This window comes from Hymenobacter sp. (assembly GCF_035709525.1).
GTDB lineage: Bacteria > Bacteroidota > Bacteroidia > Cytophagales > Hymenobacteraceae > Hymenobacter.
In genome coordinates, this window is record NZ_DASTEP010000163.1 from 1 (window position 1) to 17,975 (window position 17,975).

Annotated in this window: 19 protein-coding genes; 14 read left to right on the plus strand and 5 right to left on the minus strand. The window is 62.3% G+C overall.

All coding sequences use genetic code 11. From position 1 onward, the window contains the following. From VFO93_RS13975 to VFO93_RS13985, 3 genes are all read right to left on the minus strand, one after another. On the minus strand, positions 1-920 hold a 920-nt coding region (locus VFO93_RS13975), incomplete at its 3' end, for an efflux RND transporter permease subunit (protein WP_325135000.1). 19 nt (positions 921-939) lie between these two features. Further along, on the minus strand, positions 940-2,067 hold the full coding sequence (locus VFO93_RS13980) for an efflux RND transporter periplasmic adaptor subunit (RefSeq protein ID WP_325135001.1): 1,128 nt from the start codon (positions 2,065-2,067) through the stop codon (positions 940-942). A gap of 77 nt (positions 2,068-2,144) precedes the next feature. Further along, positions 2,145-2,573 carry a DoxX family protein gene (locus VFO93_RS13985; RefSeq protein ID WP_325135002.1) on the minus strand — a complete coding sequence of 143 codons (429 nt, stop codon included), beginning with the start codon at positions 2,571-2,573 and terminating at the stop codon, positions 2,145-2,147. An 888-nt stretch (positions 2,574-3,461) separates the two neighbouring features. Here VFO93_RS13985 and VFO93_RS13990 point away from each other — a divergent pair. From VFO93_RS13990 to VFO93_RS14040, 11 genes are all read left to right on the plus strand, one after another. Then, positions 3,462-3,743: a type II toxin-antitoxin system RelE/ParE family toxin gene (locus VFO93_RS13990; protein ID WP_325135018.1), complete on the plus strand. Its 282-nt coding sequence runs from the start codon at positions 3,462-3,464 to the stop codon at positions 3,741-3,743. A 44-nt stretch (positions 3,744-3,787) separates the two neighbouring features. Next, positions 3,788-4,090: a HigA family addiction module antitoxin gene (locus VFO93_RS13995; protein WP_325135003.1), complete on the plus strand. Its 303-nt coding sequence runs from the start codon at positions 3,788-3,790 to the stop codon at positions 4,088-4,090. 161 nt (positions 4,091-4,251) lie between these two features. Next, a complete protein-coding gene (locus VFO93_RS14000) occupies positions 4,252-5,325 on the plus strand; it encodes a hypothetical protein (protein ID WP_325135004.1) in 1,074 nt (357 codons plus the stop codon). Between the two features lie 89 nt (positions 5,326-5,414). Next, positions 5,415-6,710, plus strand: coding sequence for a PQQ-dependent sugar dehydrogenase (locus tag VFO93_RS14005; protein WP_325135005.1), 1,296 nt, complete (start codon positions 5,415-5,417; stop codon positions 6,708-6,710). 221 nt (positions 6,711-6,931) lie between these two features. Beyond that, the gene (locus VFO93_RS14010) at positions 6,932-7,720 is read left to right on the plus strand and encodes a DUF2490 domain-containing protein (protein ID WP_325135006.1); all 789 of its coding nucleotides are present in this window, start codon (positions 6,932-6,934) and stop codon (positions 7,718-7,720) included. A gap of 193 nt (positions 7,721-7,913) precedes the next feature. Further along, positions 7,914-8,771, plus strand: a complete 858-nt coding sequence (locus tag VFO93_RS14015) for an ABC transporter ATP-binding protein (RefSeq protein WP_325135007.1) — start codon at positions 7,914-7,916, stop codon at positions 8,769-8,771. Then, positions 8,755-9,510, plus strand: coding sequence for a hypothetical protein (locus VFO93_RS14020; RefSeq protein ID WP_325135008.1), 756 nt, complete (start codon positions 8,755-8,757; stop codon positions 9,508-9,510). Before VFO93_RS14015 ends, VFO93_RS14020 begins: the two co-directional genes overlap by 17 nt. 11 nt (positions 9,511-9,521) lie before the next feature. Beyond that, complete coding sequence (locus VFO93_RS14025) at positions 9,522-9,926, plus strand: GntR family transcriptional regulator (protein WP_325135009.1); 405 nt, start codon at positions 9,522-9,524, stop codon at positions 9,924-9,926. After that, entirely contained in the window at positions 9,913-10,638 is a 726-nt protein-coding gene (locus tag VFO93_RS14030) for a hypothetical protein (RefSeq protein ID WP_325135010.1), read from the plus strand. The genes VFO93_RS14025 and VFO93_RS14030 overlap by 14 nt, the downstream gene beginning before the upstream one ends. Before the next feature lie 132 nt (positions 10,639-10,770). Beyond that, positions 10,771-12,504, plus strand: a complete 1,734-nt coding sequence (gene poxB, locus VFO93_RS14035; protein ID WP_325135011.1) for a ubiquinone-dependent pyruvate dehydrogenase — start codon at positions 10,771-10,773, stop codon at positions 12,502-12,504. A 216-nt stretch (positions 12,505-12,720) separates the two neighbouring features. Beyond that, a complete protein-coding gene (locus tag VFO93_RS14040; RefSeq protein WP_325135012.1) occupies positions 12,721-13,584 on the plus strand; it encodes a transglutaminase-like domain-containing protein in 864 nt (287 codons plus the stop codon). Positions 13,585-13,770: 186 nt separating this feature from the next. On the opposite strand, the gene VFO93_RS14045 is transcribed toward VFO93_RS14040, so the two are convergent. Further along, positions 13,771-14,340 carry a thioredoxin family protein gene (locus tag VFO93_RS14045; protein WP_325135013.1) on the minus strand — a complete coding sequence of 190 codons (570 nt, stop codon included), beginning with the start codon at positions 14,338-14,340 and terminating at the stop codon, positions 13,771-13,773. A gap of 45 nt (positions 14,341-14,385) precedes the next feature. Then, positions 14,386-15,081 carry a 4'-phosphopantetheinyl transferase family protein gene (locus tag VFO93_RS14050; protein ID WP_325135014.1) on the minus strand — a complete coding sequence of 232 codons (696 nt, stop codon included), beginning with the start codon at positions 15,079-15,081 and terminating at the stop codon, positions 14,386-14,388. Positions 15,082-15,190: 109 nt separating this feature from the next. Between VFO93_RS14050 and VFO93_RS14055 the strand changes: the two genes are divergently transcribed. The 3 genes from VFO93_RS14055 to VFO93_RS14065 all read left to right on the plus strand — a co-directional run bounded on the left by VFO93_RS14055 (position 15,191) and on the right by VFO93_RS14065 (position 17,945). Further along, positions 15,191-16,123: a WD40 repeat domain-containing protein gene (locus tag VFO93_RS14055; protein ID WP_325135015.1), complete on the plus strand. Its 933-nt coding sequence runs from the start codon at positions 15,191-15,193 to the stop codon at positions 16,121-16,123. 178 nt (positions 16,124-16,301) lie between these two features. Further along, positions 16,302-17,342 carry a DivIVA domain-containing protein gene (locus tag VFO93_RS14060; protein ID WP_325135016.1) on the plus strand — a complete coding sequence of 347 codons (1,041 nt, stop codon included), beginning with the start codon at positions 16,302-16,304 and terminating at the stop codon, positions 17,340-17,342. 150 nt (positions 17,343-17,492) lie between these two features. Next, positions 17,493-17,945, plus strand: a complete 453-nt coding sequence (locus VFO93_RS14065; RefSeq protein ID WP_325135017.1) for a hypothetical protein — start codon at positions 17,493-17,495, stop codon at positions 17,943-17,945. Positions 17,946-17,975: the final 30 nt, after the last annotated feature.

The following is a 17,975-nucleotide window of genomic DNA, read 5'->3' on the forward strand; positions in this document are numbered from 1 at the left end:
AGCTTATTGATTTCGGTCTGGATGCGGTTGGCGTTGGAGCCGGCCGTTTGGATAATGCCGAACGAGACGCTCGGGTGGCCGTTGCGGCGTGAGTCGCCGCCGTAGGTGTAGGAGCCCAGCTCCACCCGTGCCACGTCGCGCAGGCGCAGCACCGAGCCGTCGGCCGGGGCCCGGATGATGATGTCTTCGTACTGCGCGGGGCGGCTGAACTTGCCCGGGTAGTTGACCACGAACTCGAAGGCCTCCTGGCTGCCCTCGCCAAACTTGCCGGGGGCCGCGTCGAGGCTCTGGTCCTGGATGGCGGTCATCACCTCGGTGGGCGTCAGGTTGTAGGCCGCCAGCTGGCGCGGGTTCAGCCACACCCGCATCGAGTAGTCCTTGTCGCCGAAGAGCTGTACGTTGCCCACGCCGCTCACCCGCTTCAGCTCGGGCAGCAGGTTGATTTTGGCATAGTTCTGCAAAAACACCTCGTTGTAGGCCGGGTTCTCGCTGTAGAGGTCCACGTACATGATGGTGCTGTTCTGCTGCTTGGTGGTGGTGAGGCCGATTTGCAGCACCTCCTGCGGCAGCTTGCTGGTCACCTGGGCCACGCGGTTTTGCACGTTCACGGTGGCCTGGTCGGGGTCGGTACCGAGCTTGAAGTACACCGTCACCGACACCGACCCGTCGTTGCCCGACGACGAGGTTTGGTAGGTCATGTTTTCCACCCCGTTGATGGCCTCCTCCAGGGCCGAGGCCACGGTGCGGGCCACCGTCTGGGCGTTGGCCCCGGGGTACACGGCCGTCACCACCACGCTGGGCGGGGCAATGTCGGGAAACTGCGTGAGCGGCAGCCGCGTGAGCGACACGCCCCCCAACAGCACCAAAATCAAGGAAATAACCGTGGCCAGCACCGGCCGGTCAATGAATTGCTTTATCATCGCAAAAAGGCGTCGCCGCTTAGTTGGTGGGCGAAATGCGCGCCCCGTCCCGCAGCTGGTCGAGGCCGGTGGTGACGAGGCGTTGGCCGCGCCGCACGCCCTGCACCAGGTAGTCGGGGCCACTCTGGCCCAGCACCCGCACCTCGGTCTGGCGCACTCGGTTGCTGTCGCCGAGCACGTACACGAAGGTTTTATCCTGGAGCTCGAAGGTGGCGGCCTGGGGCACCCGCAGCGCGCCGGGATGGCGGCGGCTCAGTTGCAGGCGGCCGGTATTGCCCGAGCGCAGCAGCCCGCCGGGGTTAGGGAAAGTGGCCCGCAGTCCGATGGCCCCGGTGCCGGCCGCCACCTGGCCGGACACCACATTCACCCAGCCCGGCTGGGCGTAGCGACTGCCGTCGGGCAGCACCAGCACCACGGGCGGCAGGCGGCGCAGCTTGTCGGCCAGCGTAGCGCCGGGGTAGGCGGCCTTGAAGGCAATGAAGTCTTTCTCGCTGAGCGTGAAGTAGGCGTACACCTCGCCCACGTCGGAAACCAGCGTCAGGCTTTCCGCATCGGTGGGGCTCACTAGGCTACCCACCCGCTTGGGCAGCAACCCCACAAATCCGCTCACCGGCGCTTTTATCAAGGTAAAGCCCACGTTGAGGCGCGCCGCCGCCACGCTGGCCTGCGCCTGCTCTACGGCCGCCTGGGCCGCCTGGTAGCTACCCTGAGCCGTTTGCAGCTGAATGGGGGCTACGACCCGGTTTTGCACCAGCGGGGCGTACTTGTCCACCTCCAGCTTGGCATTGGTCAGGGCGGCCTGCGCCTGCTTCACGGCCCCTAGGGCCGTGCCGAGCTGCGCCCGGTACACTTGGTCGTTTATTTTGAAAAGCGGCTGGCCGGCCCGCACGGCGGCACCTTCGTCCACGTACACCCGCTCCAGGGTGCCCGCCACCTGGGGCCGGATTTCCACGTTCACCCGCCCTTGCAGCGTGGTGGGGTACTCGTGCACGGTAACGGCCGTGGCCGTGTCCAGGCGCACAACTGGCAGCGCCGGTGGGGGTGGCGGCGCGGCGCTGGTATCGGCCGCCGAGGGTTGGCAGCCTGCCAGCGTCAGGCCGCACAGCGCACCCAGGCAAGAGAGCCGAAAAACAGAAGCAGAAATCATGACAGAGCGTGTGAGATGCGGCAAAGCACCCGCTTAATCCTGTCACGATTCTGTCGATTCTGGCTTTTTTCTGAGGCTTAGCGGGGGAGCTTAGAAGCGCGGCTGTTCAGCCAGGCATCGAGGGAGAATCGCCCCGCCCCGGCGACAAGCAGCGCCACGTAAGCGCCCAGGTACAAGAACGCCAGCTCGCCGCTGTTTTCGCCTTGTAGCGCACCCCCGTGCCCGACGAAAAAGGCGACGGCCATCGTAATCACCAGCCCCAGGGCCGCAAAGCGCGTGAACAGCCCTACCACCAGCAGGCCCGCCAGCACCACCTCCCCAAAAACAGCCAGTGCTAAGCTGGCGGTCGGCCCTATTCCCAGGAAGTCAATAAACTCGCCTTTATAGGTAGCAAAATGCAGGAGCTTGCTGCTGCCGTGCAGCACCAGCATCAGCCCGCCAAACCAGACTCTCATTAGCAGCAGGCCGGCATCTGGGCTGAAAGGGAAACGCGAGGATTGCAGCATGTCAAAAACAGATAATTAGGTGAAAGAAGTAAAGCAAGCAGACCGATGTGTCGCACTCGGGCAGAACGTCAGTCACGGCGTAAAAGCAAGACCGCTGGCCTGCCGGCGAGGACGATGGGTAAGCCCAAACCACTTCTACGACTCTGGCACGATTCTGTCGGCAACTCTTTTTTGACTAATTGCAGCCCTGCGGCTATTTCCTGCTCTAATGCCCGGAAACTGATTTTGATGCTGGCATAGGAGTCGGCGGACATGTCGTGCTCGACGAAGAGGTGCCGCAAACCGGCCAGCCCGGCCCGGGCAAAATCGTCGCCCCCGGAAAAACCTCCCGGACCTACTGCCGCACCAAAGGACGCAAGCTGAAATTCAACCCCCCGGCCTGCCGGGTAACGGAGATGGCGAGCGTGTTCATAAGACTAAAGGTTGGGGAGAGCGTACTTTTGGGCGCACTAGGGCCGCTAACTATGCGCTGATTGAGAAGGTGTATAATATGGACGTTGTTCAAGTGTGAGATAATTTTTGAGAATACTTTTAAATGGAGCCAATAGAATACCAGCGCGTCGCTATTACCTCCGCTGAAGCTGCTCATCTCACACAAGGTAGTTGGTCGGGTATTGCACCGGGGTTTGAGCTAACGGGCTACTGCCATGAATGCGATGATGTGGAAGCGATAGCGGTAGTCATTGACTATTTCCTAGACTTGTCTTGTCGTTGCGTTACGGCAGAAGTGAAATACAAATGCTGCAATAGCGAATCGACCGTCTCCTTTGGGTGTCTCGATGAAGGACTGATAGTTAATGTGCTGCTTAACAAAAAGCGTAAAAGCTGAGCGAGCTTAGTTTCTAAACAATGTACTTATCTTTGGCGTTAGTAACGCGCATCGTAAGTATGATTGAATCATTCGGCTCAAAAGAAACGGAGAGAATCTGGCGTGGCGAGCAGGTAACCAAGCTGCCGCTGGAAGTGCAGAAAGTGGGTCGGCGCAAGTTGCGGATGCTGAATAACTCGCAGTCTATCGGCGACTTGCGCATTCCGCCTGCTAACCGGCTAGAAAAACTAGCAGGCAATCTCAAAGACTTCTACAGCATCCGTATTAATGACCAATGGCGAATCATTTTTCAGTGGTTGGATGGCTACGCTTCCAAGGTTGAAATAGTTGATTACCACTGAGTAAATGTGACTAACCTGCGCGGCCCAGCCTGGCCGCACTCATTATGGACTTACTCCCCAACATCCACCCCGGCGAAGTACTCCAAGAAGAATTTCTAGCCGAGCTCAACCTCACCGCTTACCGCCTGGCCCACGACGTGGGCATCCCCCAAACCCGCCTCTCAGAGATTCTGAAGCGCAAGCGCCGCATCACCGCCGACACGGCCCTGCGGCTGGCCCGCTACTTCGGCAACTCCCCCAAGTTCTGGCTGGGCCTGCAAAACGACTACGACCTGGAAGAAGCGCAACGCGCCCACGCCGCCGACTTCGACCGTATTCCTGCCTTCACCCCAAAAGCCACTGCCTGAGCGGCTTTTTGCTTTCCTAGTCGTGCCGCGGGCGCGCCGAAGCCAAGCCTGCTGGCGTTACCTTGTGGCCTATCCATTGCCCTGCCTCATGGCCAAAAAAACCTGCCGCCCTCGCCGCGCCGCTCGTCCACATCCCCACCGTCGCGGCTGATAACAGCGCCTTGTCGAAGGCTCAGAAAGAGTTTAACCGCCTCACCAAGCGTATTGCCAAGCTCGAAAAAACGGTAGCTGACTTCCGCGACGCGGCTACCCGGCTGCGGCAGCGTGTGCAAGACGAGTACCGGCCCCTGCAACGCCAGCACAACGCCCACCGCGCCGCGCTCGTGTGCCTGCTCGACCACGCCCACGACACGGCCAAGCTCACTAAAGGCGAGCGCGCCAAGATAGCCGACCTCATCGGCTACGCCTGCGCCGACTTGCCCCGGCTGGGCTTTCCCGAGGTGCAGCCTATTATTGAGAAATATGCCGGCCCGCCGCCTACCGAAGAGGAAGACCGTGAGCTCGATAAGCAGGCCGCCGAGATGATGAAGGCGCTGTTCAGCCAGCAGTTCGGCATCGAGTTTGACCCCGCCGCCGACCTGAGTACGCCCGAAAAGTTTCAGGCCTACGTGGGCCAGAAAATGGCCGAGTACGCCGAGCAGGAGCGCCAGCAGGCCGAGCGCCGCGCCCAGCGCAAGAAAACTCCCAAACAGCAGGCCGCCGAAGAGAAAAAGCAGGCCGAGGAAAAGAACATCACCAAGGCCGTGCGGACGCTGTACATGGACTTGGTGAAGCACCTGCACCCCGACCGCGAGCCCGACGAAGCCGAGAAAATCCGCAAAACCGAGCTGCTCCAGCGCGTAACCACCGCCTACGAGGCTGGCGAGCTGCTGACTTTGCTGCGCTTGCAGCTAGAGCTTCAGCGCATCGACCAGAGCCACCTCGAAAACCTGGCTGAAGACCAGCTCAAATACTACAACAAGCTGCTGAAAGAGCAAGCCCGCGAGCTCGACGAGGCCCTGTACCTGGAGCAAATGGACTTGTCCGGCTTCACTGGCAAGCCCTACTACTACACGCCCACGCCCGCCGCGATGGACTACGACTACCAGGCGCAGAAAGCGCAGCTGGACGCTAAAATCAAGCAAATCGAAGCCGATTTGCAGGGCATGGCCGACGACCCGGCCGCCGTGAAAGCCTTTCTGAAAACGTACAAAATCCCGAAGCAGGGGCCGGGGCCGGTGATGATGCAATTTTAAGCGGCCAGCCGCCAGCTGGCCAGAAGAAAGGATAAGTACAACTCCTTAGCGTAGTGTTCGTAAAGGCTTCAACACAAAATGAAGTTTTTATGAATCAAAAGAACGTACTCCTGGCAAGCGGCTTGCTACTCGGCCTGGCTGCCTGCAACAAAGACAGCGACACGCAGCCCGAGAGCGGCAATTTTCCCACTACCACGCTCACGCCCACCACCACTACGCTCACGGTGGCCGGCCTGCCTGCACCCTACGCCACGCAGTCGGCCACCAACTACCCGCAGGTGCTGGCCGACCGCCCGGCCGGGGCCACCCTGCAAGTGCCGCAGGGCTACGCGGTGAACATCTACCAGGAAAACCTGCCCGGCGGGCGCTGGACGGCCATTGCCCCCAACGGCGACGTGTTCGTGGCGCAGATGTCGCAAAATAAAATCTCGGTGCTGCGCGACACCAACCAGGACGGCAAGGCCGACCAGGTGAGCACCTGGGCCGCCAGCGGGGTGGTCAACCAGCCCATGGGAATGGCTTTCGACGGCAGCTACTTCTACGTGGCGTGCTCCAATGCCATTTTGCGCTACGACTACGCCAGCGGCCAAACCCAGGCCACCGGCACGCCCACCAAGCTGGCCGACCTGCCGGCCGGCACCCAGCACCCGGCCCGCTCGCTGCTCATCTATAATAACAAGATGTACGTGGGCATCGGCTCGTCGCAAAACGCCACGGTGGAGCAGGACACCCGCCGCACTACCATCCAGGAGTTTAACCTCGATGGCAGCGGCCAGACGGCCTACGCCACCGGCCTGCGCAACCCGCAGGGTATGAGCGTAAACCCCGCCCGCGCTGGCGAAATCTGGACGACCGTAAACGAGCGCGACGGGCTGGGCGACGACCTCGTGCCCGACTACGCCACCGCCGTGCCGCGCGGCAGCTTCTTTGGCTACCCCTGGGCCTACCTCGCCCCGGCCAACCTCGACCCCCGCGTGCCCGGCCCGGTGCCCACGCAGGTAGCCAGCACGCGCACGCCGGAGGTGCTGTTTCGCTCGCACGTGGCGGCGCTGGGCCTCACGTTCTACAACGGTACCATGTTCCCGACCGATGTGCGCGGCGACCTCTTCGTGGCCATGCGCGGCTCCTGGAATCGTTCGGAAGGCTCGGGCTATAAAGTGGTACGCATCAAGATGAACGCCGCCGGCCTGCCCGAAACCGCCGACGCCACCACCGGCCGCGGCGCGGGCTACGAAGACTTCGTAACCGGCTGGCACCTCAACGCCGGCCAGAAAGCCACCCCGCAGGTGTGGGGCCGCCCGGTGGGCGTGACGGTAGCCGCCGACGGCGCGCTGCTCATTGCCGACGACGGGGCCGGCGTGATATGGCGCGTCAGCTATCGCTGAGCGTAAGGGTAGAGTAGGATAGGTCATGCTGAACGCAGTGAAGCATCTCTATCACTTCATCCGGTCCGTTCAATGAAGCGACAGAGATGCTTCACTGCGTTCAGCATGACTTGATATTACACTTTTTCTGGACAGCAGGTGCAAAAAAAGATACCCGGTTGGCTCGGCCACCGGGTATCTTTGCGCGGTAACGGCGAGTTACTTGACCGCCGACTTACCACATGCGTATTTCTACTATCGCGGGGCTGTCGCTGCCGCTGCTCTTAGCAGCTGGGCATGCTCGTGCCCAGGTTCTCAACCCCGTGCAGCCCTGGGGCAGCTGGCTGGTGGGCACCGTGCAGCTGCCGGGCTCGGCTACCAACCGCTGGGGCGGCTTTGCCGAGGTGCAGGCCCGCAACAACAACGTATTCAGCGGCTATTTCTACCGCGAGCTAAAGGGCGGGGCTACTTTCGACATCGACCCCAATTTTACATTGGGCGTGGCCGGTGGGCACTACACTACGTCCGACTACCAGGACCTGGGCGCGGGGCCGCTCAACTCGGAAAAGCGCCTGTGGGAACAGTTGATTCTGAGCCAGTATTCGCACCGCCTCAAAATCGAGCACCGCTACCGCATCGAGCAGCGCTGGTTTACGTTCCGCGACGACCGCACCGAGTTTCGGCAACGCTTTCGCTACCGGGTCAATGCCTTTTTGCCGCTCAACCACCAGAAAATCGAGCCCGGCACCGTGTTTCTGGTGGCGTATGACGAGATTTTTCTCAATCCCAAAGGCCCGGTTTTCGAGCGCAACCGCGTGTATGGCGGCGTGGGCTACCAGTTTAATAAGCACCTGTTTTTGCAGGTCGGCTACGTGAACCAGGCCAACTACAACTACACGGCCAGCCAGGGGCAGTTCATTCTGCAAAACACGGCCGCTAAAAACAACGTGGTCGTGAACCTGACTTACAAGCTGTTCCACAAAAACGCCAAGGCGCAGCCGGTGGAAAAGCTACCCTCGCAGCCCGACTAGCGACCCGCGCTTATTCTTCAAAAAGCCACCCGACCACCTGCTGGTCGGGTGGCTTTTTTTGGGCCGAACGCTACCGGCTGCCTGAGCCGGGTGGGATATATAGAAAAATAAATCCGCCGGAATGCTTGCAATGTCAAAACCCCGTCTACATTTGCAGTGTACTAGGTTAGTAATACACTAAAACGCCACGCCAATGGTCCGCATCCGCAACCTGCACTTCGGCTACTCCCGCCGGGCGCTCCAGCTCGAAAACCTCACTCTCGACTTGCAGCGCGGCCGCATCTACGGCCTGCTCGGCAAAAACGGGGCGGGCAAGTCGACCCTGCTCAAAAACATCGTGGGCCTGGCCTTCCCGGTATCCGGCACCTGCGAGCTCGACGGCCACGCCGCCGCCCGCCGCCGCCCCGACACCCTGCAAGACCTGTTTTTCCTGCCCGAAGACGTGCAGGTGCCCGCCATCACGGCCACGCAGCTGGCGGCCGGCACCGGCGGCTTCTACCCGCGCTTCGATGCGGCGGCCTTCCACGACTACCTGCGCGAGCTGGAGGTGCCGGCCAGCGCCAAGCTCACGGCCCTCAGCTTTGGCCAGCAGAAGAAAGTGCTGATTGCCTTTGCGCTAGCCACCAATACCGGCCTGCTGGTGCTGGATGAGCCCACCAACGGCCTCGACATTCCGAGCAAGGCGCAGTTTCGCAAGCTCGTGGCGCGGGCGCTGGGCGAAGAGCGCTGCGTCATCATTTCCACGCACCAGGTGCGCGACCTCGACAGCCTCATCGACACGGTGCTGGTGCTGCACGAGCGCCGCGTGGTGCTCAATGCCACCATCGACGACCTGGCCGAGCGCCTGCACTTCGGCACCGCGCCGGCGGGCGCGGCGGTGCCCGAGGCGCTCTACGCCGAGCCTTCGGTGCGCGGGCAGCAGGTCATCCGGCCCAATCACGGCGAAGTTTTCAGCAAGGTCGATTTAGAAATTTTATTCAACGCGCTCACCGGCTCGTCGTCGGCGCTGGCTACTTACCTCACTCACTTGCAGCATGAACCAGTTCTTTAGTCTTCCGCGCTTTGGGCGCTTGCTGCGCAAGCACACCACCGAAAACCTGGCCCGCTACGCCCTGGGCGCGGCCGTGCTGCTAGGCGGTATGCTGGTGGTCATGGGCTTTTTGTCTTACCTGAGCGGCGGCATCAGCCACGTTGGGCAGGCGGTGCTGTTCATCTTATTCTTAATGGGAGCGGGCAGCTTTTTTACCAGCACGATGCTGGGGCAGTTTGGAGTAGGGAGCCGGGCCGCGCTGGCCCTCACGCTGCCGGCCTCACAATTTGAGAAGTACCTGGTAGCCTGGCTGTTTTCGCTGCCCGTGTTCCTGGCGGTGTTCGTGGCCGATTTTTACCTGGCCGACTGGCTGGTGCTGAGTTTCAGCCGGGGCGATAATACGCTGCTCAACGTGTTTGGCGATGCTGAGGCAGTCATAACCGTGGGCATCGTGTTCCTGGTGCTGCACGGGGTAGCGCTGTACGGCAGCATCTTCTTCCGGCAGTATCAGTTCATCAAAACGGCCTTTGTGTTTTTTCTGGCGGCTACCGTGCTGATATTCATCAACTACCAGGTAATGAAGGGCGTGATAGGGCCGGAGTTTAGAATGGCGATGCCGCTGGGCTCCGTCAACCTCAAAAACGGCCCCTCTCTGTCGCTGCCCGACGAGCAGTCGCGTCCTATCCTGCTGCCGCTGCTGGCCCTGCTGCCACTGCTGTGGCTGGCCGCCTACGCCCGCCTCACCGAAAAGCAGCTTTAACCTACTATTCTATGGAATTTAATGATAATGAGGCAATTTACCTCCAGATAGCCGGCTACGTGGGTGAAAATATCCTGCGCCAGCAGTGGCCGCCCGACGGCAAAATCCCGTCGGTGCGCGACCTGGCCGCCGAGCTGCAAGTGAACCCCAACACCGTGATGCGGACCTACGACCTGCTGCAAAGCCAGGAGGTGATTTACAACAAGCGCGGGCTGGGCTTCTTCGTGGCCCCCAATGCGGCGGCGCGGGTGCAGGCCGGGCGGCGCGAGCGGTTTTTGCAGCACGAGCTACCCGCTTTTTTTAATACGATTTCGCTGCTGGGCATTGGCTTTGAGGAGCTAAGCCAGCGCTACGCACACTTTAAGGCGGCGCCGGGCGCGCCCGTTTCCCTGGCTTCTTCCCATGAAAAACAGTAGCAAATACCTGCTGGCGGCCGTGCTCGTGCTGCTGGCCTCCGTCACGGCCTACAACATGGCCCTGCGCACCGAGTACCGCAAGGGCGACTACAAAAATCCGCTGCGCGGCTACGTGAGCCAGCCGTTCAAGGACTTCACCGAGGTAGCCGTGCCCGCCTCCAACGCCGTGAGCGTGAAGCTGGTGTCCGGCCCCTTCAGCGTGCGCCTGCACCCGCGGGCGGCCGAGTACGTGCACCTGCGGCAGCAGGGCGGGCGGCTGGTAATTACGGCCAGCTTTCCCGAGCGGCAGCAGTTTTTCGGCCGGGCCGAAACGGTTATTATCAGCTGCCCGCGCCTGGCCGCGCTCAGCACCGATGCTGTTGACGAGATTGGGGGCAAGCCGCAGATAAACAAGCACTACGGCGGTAGCCAAACGGTGCGGGTACAAGGCTTCAACCAGGATAGTCTGGTGCTGCGCCAGGACCGTGGTAGCCGCGTGGAGCTTATTGGCAACAAGCTGGCCTACCTGCACGCCACCACCGGCACCACCCCCGGCAGCCACCCGTGGCTGCAAGTGAGCGCTGATAACCACATCGCCGCCGCCGACCTCACGCTCGGCCACCAGAGCGAGTTGACCTTGAATAACATCGCCATTCCGCAGCTGCGCTACCACGCCGCCGACAGCGCCCAGGTAACCCTAACCGGGGCCGCCCTGGGTAGCCTGCCCAAGTAGGGGAGAAGTAGGAGTCGTTTGTCCTTGCTTGATGCGCAACATGCTCGCAATGACAATCGGGAAAAACGCCGCGCTTGGCCACTACGGCCGGGCGCGGCGTTTCTGCGTAGAGCGGCTAAACCGATAAGCGTTATGCCTAAAAAATCAGTTGCGGAAATCATCATTGACACCCTGCAAGCGGCGGGGGTGCAGCGCGTGTACGGCCTGGTCGGCGACTCGCTCAACGGCCTCACCGACGTGCTGCGCGCCCGCGAGGGCATCGAGTTCATCCAGGTGCGGCACGAGGAAGCGGGCGCGTTTGCGGCCGGGGCCGAGGCCCACATTACGGGAAACCTGGCCGTGTGCGCCGGCTCGTGCGGGCCGGGCAATACGCACTTGGTCAACGGCTTGTTTGATTGCCACCGCAGCCGGATGCCGGTGCTGGCCCTGGCCGCCCAGATTCCGAGCATCGAAATCGGCACCGGCTACTTTCAGGAAACGCACCCCGAGCGGCTGTTTCAAGAGTGCAGCCACTACTGCGAGGCAATTGCCCTGCCCGAGCAGGCCGTGCGGATGGTCGAGGGGGCCATTCAGGCATCGTTGGGGCTGGGCGGCGTGGCGGTGCTCGTCATCCCCGGCGATGTCATGCACCTCCCGGCCGAGGCCCCCGCGGTGTGCATCCCGGCGCTGGGCCACAATAGCGGTATCGTGCCGGCCAAGAGCAAGATTGCCGAAGCGGCCAAGCTTTTAAACGAGTGCGAAAAAGTGACCATCCTGGCCGGTATCGGCTGCGACAGCGCCCACGCCGAGCTGCTGCAAGCCGCCCAGGCCCTGCAAGCGCCCGTGGTGCACGCCCTGCGCGGCAAAGACTGCGTGGAGCCCAACAACCCCTACGACGTGGGCCTCACCGGCCTGCTCGGGATGCCCGCCGGCTACCACGCCCTCATGGATGCCGACGCCGTACTGATGCTGGGCACCGACTTTCCGTACCGCCAGTTTTTCCCCGAAAACGCCCCCGTGGTGCAGGTCGATAAGCACGCCGAGCACATCGGCCGCCGCACCAGGGTAGAGGTGGGTTTGCACGGCACCGTTATCGAAACGCTGACCCAGCTGCTACCGCACCTGCGCGCCCGCCCCGACGCCAGCCACCTCGAAACCGCCCAGCAGCGCCACCGCGACGACGACGCCCACCTGGCCGAGCTGGCCACCGGCGAGCCCGGCGATACCAGCCTGCACCCGCCCCACGTGGCCCGCCTGCTCAACGAGCTGGCCGCCGACAACGCCATTTTCACCTGCGACGTGGGCACGCCCACCATCTGGGCCGCCCGCTACCTGCGCATGAACGGGCACCGTCGCCTCATCGGCTCCTTCATCCACGGCAGCATGGCCGGGGCGCTCTCGCAGGCCATTGGCATTCAGCTGGCCTGCCCCGAGCGGCAGGTAGTAGCCATGTGCGGCGATGGCGGCTTCGCCATGCTCCTGAGCGAATTGCTGACCTTGCGCCAGCTCAAAGCGCAGGTGCCCATCAAGGTTATCATCTTCAACAATAGCGCCTACGGCTTTGTGGAGCTGGAGATGAAAGCCGCCGGCACCCTCGAATACGGCACCGAGCTCGACAACCCCGATTTTGCCCAGTTGGCCGAGGCTGCCGGTATCAAAGGCCTGCGCGTGAGCGACCCCGCCCACCTCGAAAGCACGCTGCGCGAAGCCCTCGCCCACGACGGCCCCGTGATAGTAGACGCCGTAGTGAAGCGCCAGGAGTTGAGTATGCCCCCGCACATCGAAGTAGCCCAAGCCAAGGGTTTTAGCCTCTACGCCCTCAAGGCGCTCATGGACGGGCGCGGCGGCGAGCTGCTGGAAATGGCTAAGACTAATTTGTTGCGCTAACGATTTTCGCGCAGTGTTTCGCAGTGTTAAAGCGCAGTGTCGCGCAGTATTTTTTAATCGGCACTGCGCGGCACTGCGCTTTGACACTGCGAAACACTGCGCGAAAACTACGTAGCAACAACAAGCCTGCCCACTGGGGCACTACTTGCCGCTTTCGTGGGTTGTTTCTAAAGAAAAAACTTGCGAAAGCTGTTACCTCTGCAAAACTTGCGCTTGATGACGACCAAAGAAATAAAAGCCCTCATTTCGCTGCTCGACGACCCGGAAATAGCCCCCCAGATTCAGAGCGAAATCCAGAACCTGGGCGAGACGATTATTCCCTACCTCGAAGAGTCGTGGGAAGAAACCCTGGACCCCCAGCAGCAGCAGCGTCTCGAAGACCTTATTCACCAGCTCCAGTTTGAGGGCTTGCAGCAGCGCCTGCGCGTGTGGCGCGACTCGGGCGCGCAAGACCTGCTCGAAGGCATGTGGCTGCTCAATTCCTACCAATACCCCGATGCTGACCTTCAGGCCCTTAACCGGGCCATCGAGCAGCTGCGCTTCGAGGCCTGGACCTTATTGCGCTCCGAGATGCACCCCGCCGACCAGGTGCAGGTGCTGAACCACGTTATTTTCCGCAACCACAAGTTTTCGGCCAATACCCAGCACTTCCACTCGCCGGCCAACTCCATGCTCCAGCGCGTGATTGAAACCAAGCGCGGCAACCCGCTCTCGCTCTGCGTTATCTACCTGCTGGTGGCCCAGCGCCTCGACTTGCCAATTTTCGGCGTGAATTTGCCCAACCTGTTCGTGCTCACCTACCAGCTCGCCGACCAGCCGCTGAGCTTCTACATCAATTGCTACAACCGCGGCGTGGTGCTCTCCCGCGCTGATATTGAGCACTATGTGGGTCAGCTCGGCATCACCTCGCAGGAGCTGTTCTACGAGCCCTGCTCGCACCTCGACATCGTGCGCCGCGCCATGCGCAACCTGCAAGTGAGCTTCGAGAAGCTGCAAGAGCTGGGCAAGGCGGAAGAGGTAGGCCAGCTGCTGGCCATCCTGACGGACGACAAGCCGAAAGTAGACGACGACGAGGAGTAAGCTCGCTCGGGGAACCTCACCCCCCGGCCCCCTCTCCAAAAAAGAGGGGGAGCCTGACGATATTTTAAACGAAACATAAAAGGCTTTCAGCATTGCTGAAAGCCTTTTATGTTTTAATCATGTTCGCTGGCGGTCGGCTCCCCCTCTTTTTTGGAGAGGGGGCCGGGGGGTGAGGTGCCCCGGTAGTTACCGCTTAATCAAGCACCCCGCCGCCCGCTTATCGGCCACACCAGCCGGCTTACCAGCCAGTACATTATCCAGCACCTGCTGCAAGTAGCGCTGCTGCACGCCGCTGGCTACCTGCGGGTTATCATCGATAGCGCCCCGGTAGCGCACCGCAAAACCGCCGCCGCTGGGCTGCAACACCACGGCCTCGGTGGTCTTGCTTACGCCGAGGGCGGCGCTGGCGGCCCCGTTATCGTCGGAGAAGGTGGCCAGCGAGTTGCCGCCGCCTTCGTTGCTATCGAGGTTGATGGGCACGTTGACAAACAAAAACTGCACGCCCCGGCCGCCGTAGGCGCTACTCAGGGCCGACAGGCGCTCCTGGTAGAGGCGCGTGAAGGCGCAGGCGGGGTTTAGAAACACGACTACCACGGCTTTCTGGCCGCTGTAGGCGCTGAGCGAGGCGCTGCCGCCCCCGGTTTTTTGCACCGTAAAGTCGCTTACGGTGCCACTCTGCGCCCGCACGATGCCTACCGTGACGGTAGCAAACAGTAGCGCGGCGGCCAGCAATAAGGGAAGTTTGCGAAGCGACATGGGGAGGTAAAAAGTAGCGGGAAAGAAATACGCTAAAGCGAGTGATTACGAAGAAGCTCCGTGGCAGTACGTAAGGACGTAGCCGGCGGCCGGCTGGAAATAGCAAATGCAATGCCGGGAAATTGCGCTGCCCAGCGCCAGCCGGGCGGGCAGCTCGCCGGCCGCTGGCCAGGGGCCGGGCGGCAGGTCGAGCAGCAGGTTTTGGCGGAAGATAAGGCCGCGCTGCCCGGCTAGCTTGTAGAGCGTTTCCTTGGCGCTCCAGAGCAGGCTGAATAGCTCGTTGTCAGTAGTTGCGTCTGGCGTTATAAACGGCTTAATAGCAGTTAGTTCATCATAATTTAAAAACTTGTGCGCAATGCGTTGCGCCTTGTCGCGCACTACCTCCACATCGACGCCCACGGCTGTACCGGACGGGGCCAGCAGCGCCGCTACCCACGCGCCCGAGTGCGACAGCGACACGGCAGGCACCGGGCCGGCCCCGGCCAGGAAGGGCCGGCCGGTAGCATCATTTTGGAGCGGTAGAAGCACGTCGGAGAGAGCCGTGGCGGCGAGCATTCGTTGCACCAGCACGCGGCCGGCCAGCCACTGCGCCTGGCGCGGGCCATCGGCGCGGGCAGGTAGGAGGGGAGCGTAGGCGTCGGCGGCCGCGAGTTGGGGCCACAGTTCGGCGGGCGTTTCGAGCAGGTGCCAGAGGCCCAGATAGGCCCCGCCGGGCAGCGGGCGGATGGAGTGAAGCGGCATAAATGGCGGGCGAGCGGCGAAAATAGCGCCCGCCCGCGCCCCCGGCGCGGCCACACGGCCGCCCGACCCCGACCTTTGCGGGCCGCCTTGCCCCGGCCGCTTCCCCACCATGTCACTTTCTGCCCCCGCCGCCCGCCCCAACGCCCGCAACCTCGCTACTCTGGCCGGGCACCGCGACGCGGTGTACGCGCTGGCCGGCCGCCCCGGCGCCGACCAGATTTTCTCCAGCGGGGCCGATGGCATGGTAGTGGCCTGGAACGCCGCCGCGCCCGAGCAGGATGGCGAACTGCTGGCGCGGGTCGACAACTCGGTGTACGCCCTGCGCGAGCTGCCCACGCGCGGCTTGCTGCTGCTGGGGCAGAATTTTCAGGGCGTACAGGCCATTGACTTACAAACTAAAAAGCTGGCCTTTGCCACGGCGCTGCCGCCCGTCGCCATCTTCGACCTAGTGTATTCCGAGGAGCGCCAGCGGCTCTACTGTGCCCTGGCCGATGGCACGCTGGCCGTGCTGCGCGGCTCCGATTTTAGAATTGAAAACCTCCTGCGCCTCAGCGAGAAAAGCCTGCGCTGCCTGGCCTTGAGCGACGCGCGCGGCGAGCTCGTCGTAGGTAGCTCCGACCACTTGGTGCGGGTGCTCGACCTCGATTCATTAGCCGTAAAAACCACCCTTACTGATGCCACCAATTCGGTGTTCAGCATGGCCTACTCGCCCGATGAAGCGCACCTGCTGGCCACCGGGCGCGACGCGCACCTGCGCCGCTACGCCACGGCCGACTACGTGCTGCAAGATGCAGTAGTGGCCCACATGTATGCTATCAACCACCTGGCTTTCAGCGGCGATGGCCGCTACCTGGCTACCTGCTCGCTCGATAAAAGCATCAAACTCTGGGATGCCGACTCGCTGGCCTTGCTGCGCGTGCTCGACAGGGCGCGGGCGGCAGGCCACGGCACGTCGGTAAATAAGCTGGTTTGGCCGGGCAGCCAGCAACGGCTAGTTTCGTGCAGCGATGACCGCAGCCTGGCCGTATGGCAAGTTTATTAGGTTTGAGCGGCGAGTGCGTCCGTCATGTTGAGCGCAGCGAAGCATCTCGCGTGGTGCAGTAAAATCAAACGCTAGGAGTTAGTGCAGCACGCAAGATGCTTCGCTGCGCTCAGCATGACAGTTTTAAAATCAACGAATTAAACTTGCTCTATATCAACGCAGCTAACAGCTTATAAAAATGAAAATTACCGCCCTCGATATTCGCCAAAAGACGTTTGAGAAAGCCTTCCGGGGCGTGGACAAGGACGAGGTACAAGCCTTCCTCAACATGGTATCGCAGCAGTGGGAGCGCCTGGGCGACGAAAACCGCGAGCTGCGCCTCAAGCTGGAGCACGCCCAGCACGACGTGCAAAAAATGCGTGAAGTTGAAAGCTCGCTCTACCGCACCCTCAAAACGGCCGAGGACACCGGCAACTCCATCACCGAGCAGGCCCAGCGCGATGCCGACCTGCGTCGCCGCGAAGCCCAGTTTCAGGCCGAAAATACCGTGGCCGAAGCCCGCCAGCGCGCCCGCACCATCGTGGACGAGGCCTACCAGACGGCCGAAAAAACGGTGTCCGACATGCAAAAGGAGGTAGCCGGCCTGGGCCAGGAATGCCAGCGCTTGGAGCAGCAGCTCGAAACGCTGGTGCGCGACCTGCACCTCCTGGCTTCCGATGCGCTTGAAAAAGCCGAGCGCGCCCGCGCCCGCCCCAAAAGTGGCCCGGCAGCCATCCTTTCGCGGGCGGCGAGCGTACAGGTAAAGCGGCCCGCCGAACCGGCCGCGCCCGAACCTACGCCCCCCCCTGCCATGAACGCGAATATTCCCGCCTTTGCCCCGCCGGCCGCCGCCGTGGCCGCCGCGCCCAGCGCCCCTGCGGGGGCCGATTTTGGCCTGCCCGCCCGTGCCGAGCGCTCGGCCCAGCCCATCGGCTACAACCCCAAACCGGGCCAGCAGCCCGACCCCCGCAACCCCAACCAGGCCCCCGGCCCCGACATCGAGCGGCCCAGCGCCCCGGCCGAAAACCCCGGCATCGCGCCCGCCCCGCACATCGACCCGGCCAGCCCTTCGCCGGTGCCCGACCCGCCCGCGCCCTATGTGGAGCCCGCCCGCCCCGAAATCACGCCCATCGGCCCCGACCGGCCCGATATTCAGCAGCCCCAGCCCCTCACGCATCCCGGCATGAAGCAGGCCGTGGCCGAGCCGGTAGGGGAGAAGTCGTTTTTCGACGAGATTTAGTTTTATAGGGTTGGTGGCTCAGGGCCACCGGCTTGCCAGAAAGGCTCAGCTACTCGCTGGGCCTTTTTTTGTGGGCGTGCTACCCAGCGCTAGTGGCAGGAATAAGCTCGTCTGATTATCTTCGTGGTTGCGCTTCAGCAAGTAGTTACCGTGCCGCTCCATTACCTTCCTAACATCTGCCTGCAATATGACCAGGAACTCAGTGTGCTACGGCTGGAATGGGTGCCCCGCAGCGATTCGCGCCAGTTGCGCGCCAGCGCCGGGCAGCTGCTGACGCTGGCGCGGGAGCTGGCCGTGCGCCAGCTGCTGCTCGACATGAACACCATCCCCAACTTACCGCTGGAGGACCAGCTGTGGCTGGGCGACCACTGGATGCCCACCTTGGTAGACCTGCCGCTCGACCGCTTGGTGCTTGTCATTTCCAGTAGCCAGGTGCATAATCAGCTGGCAATCGACGCGCTTTATGAATTAGTAAAGCATACCATGCGCTTTGAGGCTCACTACTTTGCCGATATGGAATCGGCGCTCGACTGGGCTACCGACAGCTCGCCCCGGTTGGCGGCGCTGCATGCCGAATGGGCCGCCCGCCACGATGGAGCGTAGCTTTGTTGGTAGTAAAAACGAGTCATGCAG